Source organism: Gilliamella sp. X-60, assembly GCF_057063585.1.
Map to the genome: position 1 here is coordinate 16,237 of NZ_JBXSQJ010000030.1, position 13,803 is coordinate 30,039.

The 13,803-nt window shown below is 34.2% G+C and carries 19 protein-coding genes; 6 read left to right on the forward strand and 13 right to left on the reverse strand.

Features of this window, described 5'->3' with window-relative positions; all coding sequences use genetic code 11:
* Positions 1–2 precede the first annotated feature (2 nt).
* From ACYIAM_RS12200 to ACYIAM_RS12225, 6 genes are all read right to left on the reverse strand, one after another.
* A complete protein-coding gene (locus ACYIAM_RS12200) occupies positions 3–599 on the reverse strand; it encodes a hypothetical protein (RefSeq protein ID WP_174797639.1) in 597 nt (198 codons plus the stop codon).
* Positions 600–625: 26 nt separating this feature from the next.
* Positions 626–1,549, reverse strand: coding sequence for a phage capsid protein (locus ACYIAM_RS12205; RefSeq protein ID WP_483558617.1), 924 nt, complete (start codon positions 1,547–1,549; stop codon positions 626–628).
* Positions 1,550–1,612: 63 nt separating this feature from the next.
* On the reverse strand, positions 1,613–2,179 hold the full coding sequence (locus ACYIAM_RS12210) for a hypothetical protein (protein WP_483558615.1): 567 nt from the start codon (positions 2,177–2,179) through the stop codon (positions 1,613–1,615).
* A complete protein-coding gene (locus ACYIAM_RS12215; protein WP_202985001.1) occupies positions 2,172–2,528 on the reverse strand; it encodes a Mor transcription activator family protein in 357 nt (118 codons plus the stop codon). Before ACYIAM_RS12215 ends, ACYIAM_RS12210 begins: the two co-directional genes overlap by 8 nt.
* 279 nt (positions 2,529–2,807) lie before the next feature.
* A complete protein-coding gene (locus ACYIAM_RS12220) occupies positions 2,808–3,038 on the reverse strand; it encodes a hypothetical protein (protein WP_065642129.1) in 231 nt (76 codons plus the stop codon).
* Positions 3,035–3,229, reverse strand: a complete 195-nt coding sequence (locus tag ACYIAM_RS12225) for a hypothetical protein (protein ID WP_174797636.1) — start codon at positions 3,227–3,229, stop codon at positions 3,035–3,037. Before ACYIAM_RS12225 ends, ACYIAM_RS12220 begins: the two co-directional genes overlap by 4 nt.
* Positions 3,230–3,364: 135 nt before the next feature.
* Here ACYIAM_RS12225 and ACYIAM_RS12230 point away from each other — a divergent pair, with 135 nt between their 5' ends.
* The 3 genes from ACYIAM_RS12230 (at position 3,365) to ACYIAM_RS12240 (ending at position 4,993) form a co-directional block, all read left to right on the forward strand.
* Entirely contained in the window at positions 3,365–3,535 is a 171-nt protein-coding gene (locus ACYIAM_RS12230; RefSeq protein ID WP_483558610.1) for a YlcI/YnfO family protein, read from the forward strand.
* A 618-nt stretch (positions 3,536–4,153) separates the two neighbouring features.
* A complete protein-coding gene (locus tag ACYIAM_RS12235) occupies positions 4,154–4,414 on the forward strand; it encodes a hypothetical protein (protein ID WP_483748456.1) in 261 nt (86 codons plus the stop codon).
* A gap of 213 nt (positions 4,415–4,627) precedes the next feature.
* Positions 4,628–4,993 (forward strand): hypothetical protein, encoded by a 366-nt coding sequence (locus ACYIAM_RS12240; protein ID WP_483748457.1) that lies wholly within the window; start codon positions 4,628–4,630, stop codon positions 4,991–4,993.
* 329 nt (positions 4,994–5,322) lie between these two features.
* Here the strand turns inward: ACYIAM_RS12240 and ACYIAM_RS12245 are convergent, their stop codons facing one another.
* Positions 5,323–6,264 carry a type IV pilus twitching motility protein PilT gene (locus ACYIAM_RS12245; protein WP_483748458.1) on the reverse strand — a complete coding sequence of 314 codons (942 nt, stop codon included), beginning with the start codon at positions 6,262–6,264 and terminating at the stop codon, positions 5,323–5,325.
* Positions 6,265–6,300: 36 nt separating this feature from the next.
* Here ACYIAM_RS12245 and ACYIAM_RS12250 point away from each other — a divergent pair, with 36 nt between their 5' ends.
* Entirely contained in the window at positions 6,301–7,002 is a 702-nt protein-coding gene (locus tag ACYIAM_RS12250) for a YggS family pyridoxal phosphate-dependent enzyme (protein ID WP_483748459.1), read from the forward strand.
* A 36-nt stretch (positions 7,003–7,038) separates the two neighbouring features.
* Positions 7,039–7,596 (forward strand): YggT family protein, encoded by a 558-nt coding sequence (locus ACYIAM_RS12255; protein WP_483748460.1) that lies wholly within the window; start codon positions 7,039–7,041, stop codon positions 7,594–7,596.
* Positions 7,597–8,019: 423 nt separating this feature from the next.
* Here the strand turns inward: ACYIAM_RS12255 and ACYIAM_RS12260 are convergent, their stop codons facing one another.
* The 4 genes from ACYIAM_RS12260 to corA all read right to left on the reverse strand — a co-directional run bounded on the left by ACYIAM_RS12260 (position 8,020) and on the right by corA (position 10,795).
* Positions 8,020–8,442, reverse strand: coding sequence for a YcgN family cysteine cluster protein (locus tag ACYIAM_RS12260; RefSeq protein WP_483748461.1), 423 nt, complete (start codon positions 8,440–8,442; stop codon positions 8,020–8,022).
* Entirely contained in the window at positions 8,439–8,687 is a 249-nt protein-coding gene (locus ACYIAM_RS12265) for a YcgL domain-containing protein (RefSeq protein WP_081303153.1), read from the reverse strand. The genes ACYIAM_RS12260 and ACYIAM_RS12265 overlap by 4 nt, the downstream gene beginning before the upstream one ends.
* A 24-nt stretch (positions 8,688–8,711) precedes the next feature.
* Positions 8,712–9,671, reverse strand: coding sequence for a glucokinase (locus ACYIAM_RS12270; protein ID WP_483748462.1), 960 nt, complete (start codon positions 9,669–9,671; stop codon positions 8,712–8,714).
* A gap of 182 nt (positions 9,672–9,853) precedes the next feature.
* On the reverse strand, positions 9,854–10,795 hold the full coding sequence (gene corA, locus ACYIAM_RS12275; protein ID WP_160431013.1) for a magnesium/cobalt transporter CorA: 942 nt from the start codon (positions 10,793–10,795) through the stop codon (positions 9,854–9,856).
* 216 nt (positions 10,796–11,011) lie between these two features.
* Here corA and ACYIAM_RS12280 point away from each other — a divergent pair, with 216 nt between their 5' ends.
* Positions 11,012–11,539, forward strand: coding sequence for a single-stranded DNA-binding protein (locus ACYIAM_RS12280; protein ID WP_483748463.1), 528 nt, complete (start codon positions 11,012–11,014; stop codon positions 11,537–11,539).
* Positions 11,540–11,972: 433 nt separating this feature from the next.
* Here the strand turns inward: ACYIAM_RS12280 and ACYIAM_RS12285 are convergent, their stop codons facing one another.
* Both ACYIAM_RS12285 and ACYIAM_RS12290 read right to left on the reverse strand, forming a co-directional pair.
* Entirely contained in the window at positions 11,973–12,731 is a 759-nt protein-coding gene (locus ACYIAM_RS12285) for a hypothetical protein (protein WP_483748464.1), read from the reverse strand.
* Positions 12,725–13,803 (reverse strand): RHS repeat domain-containing protein (locus ACYIAM_RS12290; protein ID WP_483748465.1); only part of this gene is annotated, 1,079 nt, incomplete at its 5' end. The genes ACYIAM_RS12290 and ACYIAM_RS12285, both read right to left, overlap by 7 nt.

Below are 13,803 nucleotides of genomic sequence, written 5' to 3' on the forward strand. Positions count from 1 at the left end.
GGTTATTGGACGTTAATATTGTTTTCTTGTGCTTCTACAAGAATATTCTGCTCCAGTTGCTTAAGTTCATTCTGTTCGGCTTGAATTTCTTTTAGTCGAATAGCTGATTTTTCCATATCACTAGCGTTCTTTACTTGCCAATCATGATCCGAAATAGAATCATAAACCTCTGTTACAATTCTTTTTGCCTCATTAACATTAAACAATGCTAATGTTTGATAAGGACTTTTGAAAAAATTAGCAATGACCGCAATATGGTACTCGCTTGCTTGTTTATCACTTAACAATATTTCATAAGCGCCATTAATATAGTATTGATCCTTTCTTGGATTAGCAAAAACACTATTGTGGCGCTCCAAAATATTGGATTTTAAGTTATCCTTTAATGCCAAATGAAGGTTATCAATTGCAAGCAAGTCTTTTTTGAGTGCATCAGTTTTGTTTAATGGTTGAAAGAATATCTTATCCCACTCATTAGCCAATGAAGTAATGCGATTGCGGATAATATCCAAATCCCTTTGGATGTTATCTTTTATTTGCGAAACGGTTTTAATGTCTTTTTTCATTGACAATAACCCGTTTAACTTTGGTAGTTTCATAGATAATTACTCCTATAACTTAGTCATTAGGCAATTGCATCTTGGAAGAAATATCCAGCATGTTTAGCTACACATATTTCTTTTACTGATTCGCCAACTCGAACCATTTGACCGCCACGAAGTCCCATATTAGGCTCTGGGATTGTTCCTGATACACGATCACCAAATTGAGCAGTCAATCCCCATGTTACGCCACTTTGGGTTGTTGCTTTCTTATTAATATATAACAATGAAGCGTGGTTACCCCAAACGCGTTGTAGTACTGGTTCCTTACCAGGTTTAATCATGTTAACCCATGAAGTGCCAATATAAATTTGCTCTAAACGTAAAATTTCACGCAAAAATTCAATCGGAACAATACCATCTTCACCGGTACTACCATTAAATGCACGAACAACTTTAGGATGTTGACATAAACGCGAGGCGACATCATTACCAAGAACTAATACATTAGCTCGAACAATCATGGAATCCAAAGCATGGGATATATCCGTTAATGGCGAACTGCTGTTATTACTCCATTGGGTTGAACCTGATAGTATTTTTTGATTGCTTGTTGTATAGTTTTCAGGGTTAAATACCATATTGGCTACACGAACTTCACGATCTAATAAGATTAAATCGGTTGTTGCCTCAGCTGCATGAGCTAATGGGTTGTAATTACTTTTAGCGTTATCAATATCTGCTTGCGGTACAGAAGAGTCAAGTCCATAATCTTCAACAGAAGATTTTTCTTCTGTTGTTTTATAATCGATTTGATTGGGTCTAGACTTTCGTCCCACTAGAGTTGATGGAATAGTAAAACGCTCGGCTATGTCATATTTTGTCCATGCAAAATCATATTTATCGACAGGTGAGCGTGGCATAATTTCATCTGCTATTAAATCAGTGTTACGGTAAGCAAGTGCAATAGCACTTAAAAATGTATCTGGAGTAAATGGGTGTTGCATATAAATATCCTCAATGTGATTAAAAATAAAGGCTAATAAGCCTTGTTTGATTATTTGCCGTGATTAGATATACAAAATCTCACCGCGCCATATAAAGCCCGTTTTGATTGTGCCGTCTTTTTGTTTTACTCGTATTGTGTTTTGAGTGTCACAATGTCGATAATCTGTTAAATCAATAAATTCCCCACTCGAAGCAAAATTGATTGAGCTTTCAAATCCACTTTCTGAAAAGTCAATACTTGCAAGCCCTTTCACTGCTGGTGGCATAGCACCTAAAAAGCCAATATGGCGTAAGTATCTTTTGCCTTTTACTGGGTTTTCAGGTGAATGAGGTAAGTAAAACGAAGCAGAACGATTTTTATAAGTACCTTTATGGATTGCCTCGGCTAATTCGTCGGCGAACTCAGCACAAGCAAACAACTTACCTTGGTACATGTAGACATGATGAACCGCTCCTAAATCAGGTAAATTATTTTTAGGGTGCCCAAGCGTTAAATTAGCTTGATAAAGATTAGGGTCATAGCTGTCGGCTATTTCATGCAAATCTTGCTCAGTAAAAGTGAATTTTCTACCGTCCATTGCGGTAAACGTACCAGGTTTAAATATTTCAAAATTACGTAGTTTAGGCATCTTGAGCGTCCTTTTGAGCTAATGGAGTCGTTATTTTTTGTTTTACTCTTGTAATCACTTTGCGAATACCTCGCTCTGTCATCCGATATTTTTGGCTAAGTTCGTGGTAGTTATTACCTTTAAACTCATGATAAATTTGTGCATCCCGTTGACTAATTTTGAAAGAGTAGTCTTTCGGGAAAGTAAAATTTTGACCGCCAAAAAGCTCAGCAATTGCACTGGCAACATTACAACCTAATTGGGAAGCGATTTCTTCTGGCATACCAAAATCAAATGCTTCTTTTGCAACCTGCTTTGAAACATGAGTGAGTAATTCATGGCGTTTAATTTCCATTCTATTCATAATCATTAAATTGCCCTCTTTTAGATAATTTGTTGGAACAAGGACATATTAAACAGGCGTGCAATGAATGTAATATGAACAAGGGCAGATAAATAGTGGACAATCAAAACGGTTAAAGATGAGAGCGGGTAAATAAAAGCTAAAGAAAAATAGGCGCTAAAAATTATTATAAAACGTTTATAAAGCGATTAAATTAATGATTGATACATTTGGGCAGAATTGATAGAAAAAGGCTTAAAATGCGATTTAAGCCCATTTGATATATTTAGATTTGCAGTTATCAAATCATGCTGTTTTCGTTTTAACTAAATTATTAATAATATTTCTTAAATTATCTTCGATTTTGCCTAAGGATGTGCAAAATGCATTAGTATTAATGGTAATATCCTTACGGGTACCTTGACTGCCGGCACAATCAACAATCAAACGCAAAAAATCAATATTATCCTGAATACGCTCAAAGTCATCATCAGATAAGATATAAGTTAAGCTGTTATGTATTGGTTGCTTGCTCATGCTACCACCTCCATTTGACGAATAATTAGAATCAATTCAACCCCGACTTTGGCGTACATAGCTCTAGCTTCTGCCTCGTTTTTGGCGCGAACTTGAATACGTTGTAATCTAGGAAGTGTATTCACTGTTAGAAAAGTAAAAATTTTATTTTGCCCAAATGTAGGCGATACGGTATTATTGCGAATAGCCATACTCATTATCCCTTGTAATGTTTGTGGTTAGATGCCTCGATAGTGTTGGTAGCACTTCGAGGCATTGTGTTTTTTAATCTTCACGTTATAATGGTTCGAACCATCAACTATAATTTATCATACTGGTTCGCACCAATGCAAGAGAAAAATAAAAAATCATACGAAAGAACAAACAGCACAAGACAAACAATCCGTTTTGAAGATGAATTACTAGAGGAAATTAGGGGGCAAATAGCAAACAAACAAGAATCTTTTGCTAGTTGGGTAAAAGAGGCTTGCAGACAGCGTTTAGAGCGAGATAAGTAGATTAAAATCCTCGATGGTCGGAGGTTTTAAATAATAAATTATTATTAATCAACTTTATTAATTAAAAAGTATCTGCGTTGGCGTATTTGGACAAAAAACAGCTGACAGTCAGCAATAATATATTGAAAAATAATTATTAATCAAAGTTTATTTATTTGAAAAGTGCTGACCGTCAGCACTTTTAATAATAGGTAAGCCAAACGGTTGGGTTTTACATATCAAAAATCAAGCCTGTCTTTATTTTCATATTTCCGAACGGTTCGGATTTCTAAATTAGTATTTATAAATCAAAACAAATCATATCAATTAGTTAAAGAAAAGAAAACTCCGAACGGTTCGGAATTTTCAGGAACATGGGATGATTTTTGTAATTTACTTAATCTATCCGTCTATAAAGTAGATTTAGATATTCAAAATTTACAATCATTTGTTGAAGAATCCCTAAAATCTATGTCTCGCATGGGTATCGTTTACCGTGAATTACGCCAATATCGCAAATTAAAGCACTTACAAAGGGTTAATAAATTAAATTAGAAGTCAAAAATATGGTACGCAAAGCAAACCCCACAAAACAATCAATTGAACTACCTGCAATTGATGAGCAAGATTAATGATGTAATGAATACTATGACTACGATTCAAAGTGAATATAACGAAGAACGGGATCTAGTTAATCAATTGTTAGGTCAATCCCAAATGGCTGATGCGTTTGCTAAATTTTCGAATACCGTCTTCATTTCTAAATTATCTTCTTTAAAAGAAAATAAGCTATATCAGTATATTGCAAATAATAAAAGTGAAGATGCGTCTTCAAAAAACACATGGGAAGGTTTTTGTAAGTTACTTGGCTGGACTCCAAACATGCAAACAAAGCGATAGCAAATTTACATTCACTTGGAGAAGAAGCACTAGAATCCATGTCTCGCATGGGTATCGTTTACCGTGAATTACACCAATATCGCAAATTAAAGCACTTACAAAGTGTTAATAAATTAAATTAGAAGTCAAAAATATGGTACGCAAAGCAAACCCCACCCCACAAAAGAATCAATTGAACTACCTGCAATTGATGAGCAAGGTATAACGGAAACTATGAATACCATGACAAGCATTCAAAGCGAATATAACGATGATCGTGATTTACTAAATCAGTTATTAGGTCAGGCCAAAATGGCAGATGCTTTTTGTAAATTTACCGCGACAGTCGCGATTTCTAAAATGGCCTATGTTAAAGAAAATAAATTATATCAATCAATTGCAGGAATGAAAGACCGCGACGGTCGCGGTTTTACTGGGACATGGGAAGAGTTTTGTAAATTACTTGGAACTTCGGCACCTAAAGCAAATGAAGATATCAACAATTTGCAAAACTTTGGCGAAGAAGCCCTTGGATCAATGTCAAAAATGGGCATAGGCTACCGTAAGCTATACCAATATCACAAGGGCGAAATTTTTTAGGCAATTTTTTATTTCATATTTTGTAACACTCTTTCAAAAAACAATTTCATTATTTCCCTGTTTATTTTGTTATATCCCATTTATCTCATCATTCTGTTATTATTTATCATGTTCTATTTCATTAAATCTAAATTCAATTTCTATTAAAGCGTGTGGCTAATATTTGTTAGATATTTTACTTTTTATTAAATAAGAAAATTAGCATTTGCAGGAATGTTTATTAAAGTAAATACGCCAATTTTTTTGTTAAAATTTGTAAAGATTCTTTGAACTATATAGGTAAATAGATAAAATTGGTTTACAATCAAACAGAATTTCAATTTAATAAATTACTGATCCACCATAATTTGCATACCATACTGCTGCCCAGTCTGCATAAGTGAGAAGATCTGCTTCGTTTTGCCTTCATTGATCAAATTACTAACGGCTGGAGTATTAATCAGTATTTCAAATAAAGCTTTACGTCCATTATTATCTGGAACTAATTTTTGACTTATAACTGCCCTTAAACTAGTTGATAATTGCGTGCGAATAAAACCTCGTGAACTATCTTCAAATACGTCAATAATACGATTAATGGTCTGAATAGCAGAGTGAGTATGCAAAGTGGCAAAAACTAAATGACCTGTTTCAGCAGCTGTTAATGCTGCTTGGATTGAGTGTTGATTGCGTAGTTCACCTAGCAATATGATATCGGGATCTTGTCGTAAAAGGCTATCGATAGCACTTTCAAAATTTGCCACCTCGCATTGCTGAATTAATGATTTATCATTTTGGTAAATATATTCAATTGGATCTTCTAAAGTAATAATATGCTTAGCGACAGTCGAATTTATATATTGAATTAATGATGCTAAAGTCGTCGATTTACCACTTCCTGTTGTACCTGTTATAAGAATAATCCCTGAGTCAATTGTAGCAAGCTTTCTAAAAATAGCAGGCGCATTAATTTGTGATAAGGTCGGAATACGATGATTAATAACACGAAATACTGCTGAAATGCCGCGCTGTTGATAGAAAATATTTACCCTAAATCTTCCTATTTCTGCCAATTGATAAGCAAAATCAAGTTGTCCACTTTGTTTAAAGGTATCAATTTGTGATTGTTCCAGTAAATTAAATAATTCTATTTCGAGTTGTAATGGCGATAATTTTTCTTCAGACAAAAAATGTAATTGCCCATTCACTCGAATGCATGGTGCTGTGCCACTTGAAAGGTGCAAATCTGACGCATTTTGCGTTACACTAAGAGCCAAAATTGAGTTTAACATTAAACTTTACCTACTAATTACCAATTGGGAATTAACATGAATACAATACAAGACAATTTAATTGTTATTAAAAAAGAAATTGAGAAAATTGCATTAAAGTGCGAACGCAATCCCAATACAATAGAACTTATTGCCGTCAGCAAAACCAAATCTGTACAACAAATCACCGAAGCCATAAATGCGGGTCAATCCGCATTTGGTGAAAACTATGTGCAAGAAGGCATAGAAAAGATTCAATATTTCAAACAAATCATGCCAAATAGTGCACTTACATGGCATTTTATTGGTCCGTTACAATCCAATAAAAGCAAATTAGTCGCTGAACACTTTGACTGGATGCACACCATTGATCGATTTAAAATCGCACAGCGTTTAAACGATCAGCGCCCTGCTAATATGAACAAACTCAATGTTTTAATTCAAGTTAATATTAGTCAAGAAGCCAGTAAATCGGGGGTGGCTCCTGAGGAAATTGCTGATTTAGTGCAACAGATTATCACGCTACCAAATTTAAATTTACGTGGTTTAATGGCTATTCCTGAAATAGAAAATGATTTTGATAAACAATTAGATACTTTCAAGCAAATGCAACAACTTCTGCAATCATTACAGGCGGATTACCCATTTATGGATACATTATCTATGGGGATGAGTGGCGATATGCAAGCTGCGATTGTTGCTGGTAGTACTATGGTTCGCATTGGGACGGCAATCTTTGGAGCAAGGCAATATTTGTGATATATTGCCAAAAGAGTTTATATTAAGGAGTCTTAAATGACATCACTTTATTTTTTGGGAAAAACTATTTTAACGTTATGCCTATATATCTTAATTTTGCGTTTATGGATGCAAACTGCACGTGTAAATTTTTATAATCCATTTACCCAATTTATTGTCAAAATAACCCAACCTATTATTGGCCCATTACGTAAAGTTATTCCTTCGATTAAGCGTATGGATACCGCCACATGGGTTCTTTTGTACTTTGTTGCTGTTATGAAGATCGTTTTTATTTACTATTATGGCATGATGAATAAACCAATTTGGTCTTATGAATACCTTTTATATGCTATTGCCGCCATAGTGCATGCATTTGGATATTTATTATTTTGGTTATTACTATTTCGAGCAATTTCGAGTTGGGTAAGTCGAGGACAATCGGGTGCAGATGAATTGCTTGCTCAGTTAACAGAACCTCTTATATCGCCAATCCGTCGCATAGTCCCCCCTATAGGTATGATTGATATCTCATTTATGATTTTCGTATTTATTTTGATGTTTTTAAATATGTTTGCTATCGATATTGTTGGATATCTATGGCTTATACTTTAAGTTCAAATAACAGAGAGAAAACTTTTTTAGGTTGTTGAGAAAGAGCTCGCTTTTTAGCGAGTTTTTTATCTAATAGATAAGTGCAAAATAATCAAAGGTATTGCCAATACTGAAAAATACATTCAATAAACATAAAAAAGAGAACAAACCTTTCCACAAAATCATTTTGTTCTTAACATTGTAAATACCACTGATTTTGAGTTTATTCGCGAACTAGCAAGCCAATCGCTTTAAATCCAACTGTTACGCCCTAATTGCCTACAAAATAAAAAGCAGTCTTATTTTAATAAAACAGTCAGTTAAATAATTTATTTTATTAAATTTTTCACTTAAATGCTTTTATAAAATATCCTTGGTAGCACTATGTTAGATTTAAATAATAGCGAAACTTATCAACAATCTGAGAAAACAATAGCTCTCTTTTTAAATAATATGATCTTCCCAACAAATTACATCTTTTTCATAAACAATGCGATTTTTAACGGATATTTTCAGCTTATGCATAAGTTTCTTATTTCCCGTAATTAGTGGGTGCCAATGAGGCAGTTGCCCTGTTTCAGAAAAATAACGATAAGTACAAGTTGGTGGTAACCATTCAATGATAAACAGATTTTCACGTGTTAGCTTAATACAATCGGGTTCATATTTAAAACGATTATGATAATGTTTGCATTGACAAGTCTTAGAATCAAGTAAATTACAAGCCACATTGGTATACAATATTTCGTCGGTATCTTCGTCCATTAACTTATTAAGACAACATTGGCCACAGCCATCACAAAGCTGTTCCCATTCATCATCGCTCATTTGATCTAATGTTTTAGATTCCCAAAATGGTTCAATCATACTTTAAAATCATCTTCTTTTAACATCTGCAAGAAAAAACCATCTGTCTTTATTTTTTCTTCAATTTCATCCGAAGTACCGACCACAAAACGCCGTTTACCATCAAGTAATACTTTCATCACAAATACCGGCGAACCAAAAATAGAAAGTATTTTTTCTGGAATACTTGAAAAGTCATTTTCATGTTCCATATACAAATAGCAATTTTCTTTTTTAGTACTTCGGTAAATATAACACCACATCATAAAATAAAACCTTATTAATAAACCTTACTTAAGACTGTTTTGCAAATAAACACCTGCACCCAATAGCCCTGGATCTTCATGAGTTATCACATAAACAGGAATTTTTTTAACTAAATAAGACATGCGTCCTTTATGTTCAAATGCCTTTCTAAATGGTGATGATTTAAAAAATTCGATAAAACGTGGCACAATCCCCCCAGCAATATAAACACCACCTTGAGTATTTAGTGTTAAAGCCAAATTACCGCCAAATCGTCCCATAAAAGTACAAAAATACATTAGAGTTTGCAAACAGAGCGGACAACTTTTTGACAAGGCATTTTTAACAATAATGTCTGGCGTAAGTGCTTCTATAGGTTGTTCATTAATTTGCAATAGCGCTTGATAAATATTAACAATACCATTTCCTGATAGGAAACGTTCGGTCGAAACTCGTCCAAACTTTTTTCTTAGCTGATCTAAAATACGATCTTCATCTTCACTGGTCATCGGCAATTCGGTATGACCGCCCTCTCCAGATAAACTAATCCAATGCTGCTTAATTTTTATTAAATGAGACACGCCTAACCCTGTACCTGCACCATAAATTGCAATAGGGTAATTTAGGTTAGGTTCGTCACCACCAATTTTGATTAAATCTTCTTTTGATAAAAGAGGTATCGACATTGACACTGCTGTAAAATCATTAATCACCTCAAGTTTTATAAGATTCAATGCTTGAATTAATTCAGAACGCGAAAATGACAAATCATTATTAGTCATATTGATCACATCCTCATCATCAATCGGGCAAGCAATTGCAATACAAGCCATCTCAACGGTTACTGATTGGGATGCTAAATAGTCTTTAATTAATGTTAATAATATATCATTTTTTGAGATAAGAATTTTAGTGATTGCAGATAACTCGTTAGTTGCTAAATCATACAACGCAAAACGAGCATTGGTACCACCAATATCTGTGACTAGTGCATATTGACTCATGTTGTTCCCTTTTATGATAAATTAATTATTTTAATAGTAAGCTTTTTATTCATCATACTGAAAGCGTAATAGGTAATATTATCAAATATTTATAATAATTTAACTAATTTACCTTAATTGATATTGCTTATATGAGGCTCCGCTAAACCGAGTTAGCGGATAAAATTTTAAATAACCAAAATCTACAACCACTTTTTAAGTTTAAAATAAATATAAGGCGCAACACCCGCTAGTAACATTAATAGTAATGAAAACGGATAACCGTACTCCCATTTTAATTCAGGCATAAATTCAAAGTTCATACCATAAGCAGAAGCAACCACTGTTGGTGGTAAAAACACAACCGACACAACTGAGAAAATCTTAATAATTCGACTTTGTTCAATATTAATGAAGCTGGTTGCAGCTTGCATTAAGAAATTTACTTTTTGAAATAATGATTCATTATGCGGAACAAGTGACTCAATATCGCGAATCACCTCACGAGCTTGTTCGAGTTGTTCTACTGGCATTTTTGCTCGACGAACTAAATAGTTAACTGCTCGTTGACTATCCATTAAACAAAGTCGTACTTTCCAAGCAGTATCTTCAAGCTCAGCTAATGAGGTGATCGCTTCATCATAATGTTCTTGCGCAGAGCGATCCATAATAATTAAACTTAACTCTTCTAATTCACTATAAATATTTTCGATTTGATCGGCTAATTGTTCAACTTTAACTTCAAACAAATCAAGTAATACTTCATAAGGATTTCCATCGTTCATGCTTTGATAACGAGAACGCATGCGATACAAACGAAAGGCTGGAAGATCACGCTCACGCAAAGTAAATAGACGTCCATTGTGCACAGTAAATGCAACTGTTGAGTTACCTGCTCGGTCTTCCGCATCTGCATAAAAAAAGAAAGAGTGAACATGTAATCCTTCGTTGTCCTCAAAAAAACGCGCTGACGCCTCAATATCATCTAACTCGATACTCGTTGCTAAGTTTTGTCCTAAATGTGTTAAAACAAAATCACGATCTGCTTCTTCTGGTTCAATCAAATCAACCCAAGTCGCATTATTTATATCGCCTTCATTAATTTTTACTAATTGTTTGTTTTTTAATCCAAACGCATTAATCATAAGGTCTCCAGTAGAGGGAATGTTTAGAACAATACATCAACAAATATCTGGCATTATACTCGTTAAAGTAACAAATTCCTATGGTTAGACCAATCTTTCTCTATCTTTACATAATGGGATCAATATTCCATTAATTGAATTAAATTCGCTGATATTACTATAGTCTCATGTTACAATACTTAGCTTAAATACTTATGCAATTTTTAGGAGTTAACAATGGCCAATCGAGGAATAAATAAAGTCATTTTAGTTGGTAACTTAGGACAAGATCCAGAAGTTCGTTACATGTCTAATGGTAATGCAGTTGCTAATTTAAGTGTCGCAACATCAGAATCATGGAAAGATAAGCAAACTGGTGAAACCCGCGATCGTACTGAATGGCATCGCGTTGTTGTTTTCGGTAAATTAGCTGAAATTGCTGGCGAATACTTAAAAAAAGGTTCACAAATTTATCTTGAAGGGCAATTACAAACTCGAAAATGGCAAGATCAGTCAGGACAAGATCGTTATACTACAGAAGTGGTGATCAATCCAATTGGTGGTACCTTACAGATTTTAAACTCAAGAAATAGTGGCGAAAGTTTCAATGATGGCTCACAAAATTGGGGACAAAGCGCAAATAATTTTTCATCTGCACCAGCTGCTCAATCTCGCCCGACAACACAAAGTGCACCAGCAACACCAACACAACCAGCCGCGACTCCCGAACCTCCAATGGATTTTGACGACGATATTCCATTCTAGAGTTTACCAGAGAACGATTCTGTAAAGGATATTAAAAAGGTCCTTATTTAAGGGCTTTTTTATTTTTATTGCCAGTTTATTTATGTAAAGAATTAATTGGCAAAAATTCGCTTGTTGTGTACCTTGTTAAAAGGTAAATAATTAGGATATGTAATTAATACCAATTAAGAAACAACAACATTAACATATTCTATATTCCTATTAACCATTAGAATAATATAATTATTTTAGGGTTAACCCCATATCTCAGCTTGTTTCAATCACCAGATTATTTATAAAATCTGTTAATTTATCTAAATCTCCTAGTATTTTTACACCTATGCCTACTTCGCTGCCATTTTTCGTAGGCTTTTTTCGTCTATTTTGTATCTACCTATTTTTTACTCATTCGCTTAGTTCAAAAATAGGCAAATATATAAATTTATTTACAGCGTCATTTTTCTCGTTGCTTAACAAGGTCAATAAGCTTGTCTAGGCTAATCAGAGCATTCATCACATTATTTTGACATACACTTTCATCATCTTGATATATATCTTCATCATCTTGATATGTATCTTCTCTTGTAACCCATATTAGCCAAGCTTTAACTGCTAAATATTCGTCAACGGTTAATGTTGCCCAGCGTTCAAAGTCATAACTATTAGACAGTATTTCTTCAAAATCCATAATCCAAAATACGATTCTATCTATAAAATCTTTAATCCTTGCTTTTTGCTCCTCTATAGCTCTTGCTTTAGCTAAAGTTTCAGCTCTAGTTATAGCTCTTGCTTTAGCTCTTGCTTTAGCTCTAGTTCTAGCTAAAACTATATCTATAGCTTTAGCTTTAGCCTCAGCTTCAGCTTCAGCTCTAGCTATAGCTTCAGCTTCAGCTATAGCTATATCTATAGCTTTAGCTGAAGTGATGAGTAACCCAGGTAAATAATAAGCATATGCTGATGGCGTAAATGCATATAAAGCATCCACATAGTCTACGTATATATCAAAAGTGATATCTTGCCAATTCTTACCCAAAAATTGTTTTAGCGCTATTTCATCATCAGGCATTATTATTTTGGTATATTCAAAGCTTAATTCCCACATATCTTTCGGACGCTCTCGCCAAGAAAATGCATCCGCTATTTTATTGAATAATATTTCTTCATATATAGCATCATATTTTTCCTGTTCAGGCGCTATTACCTTTTTCACCATAAAAGCTCCTTTCTTAGAAGTTCCTTTCTTAATCTATCACGAGTGGTATAACAATTTTTTATTTCTTCATCTATCTGAATTAGTTGCATTCTATGATTTTTATCACCACCTTGATAACAAAAATCATGGTGTCTTTTTCTAGCTGCATAATATTTTTTCTTGATCTCTATTCTCTCTTCAATTTGTTCTACTGTTAATCCTTGATCTTTGCATCCATTCTTTGCACTCAGTTTTTTCCACTCATGATAACGAGTATTTAATTCTTCATCTGGATCACAACGTGGGTCAGGGTTTCTGGGTATATCATCGTCATAATCTTTTACCTTGCTCTCTATAGAGACAGGAACAGAGGCACAGAAAGGATAGCCTTTATCATAATTATTAAGTAATGTACGGTTATATTTATATAACTCGTTAATAGTATGATCTATAGCAAATCCAATGGCAGCCGCAGCTCCCACCATAAGAGCTGCACAACTTGGGTTTGCCATACATCCCATTATGCCAGGAACTATTGGAATTTTCCCATATGGATCTCGATATAAAAGCGGATTGCCACTGGCATAACTAAAGGTATTTATTCCGCCATTTAAGCCTATCGGATCACTTTGGATATAACGCCCTATTTTGGGATTATAGTCCCTAAAGTAATTATAAGAAAGTCCCGTTTCTTTATCATAATATTGCCCTGGAAAACGTAAATTTAAGGTAATTTGGTTATTAGGATCTAATACCGCATTACCAAAGGCGTCACTGTGCATTTTCCATGTTTGTTGGCCTTGATTGTTAATGGCCAGTTGGGGTGTACCTAAATGATCTGTAATCAGATAATGGTAAGACGCAGTTTGTAGTGTCTGGTTAGCAGCGATTAAACTTGCCTGCCACAGTGGACTGGTTCCCCATTCGGTATCAGGTACCCAACCATAGGCAACAGTCATCTGACCGCGATGGTCTAATTCAGCAATCAGACCTTCATTGGTATAAATAAAATAGGTGATATCACCATTAATGGTTTTACTAATACGACGACCAAAAGGATCATATTGATAAGTCACCAGTTCAGTAGTTTCAT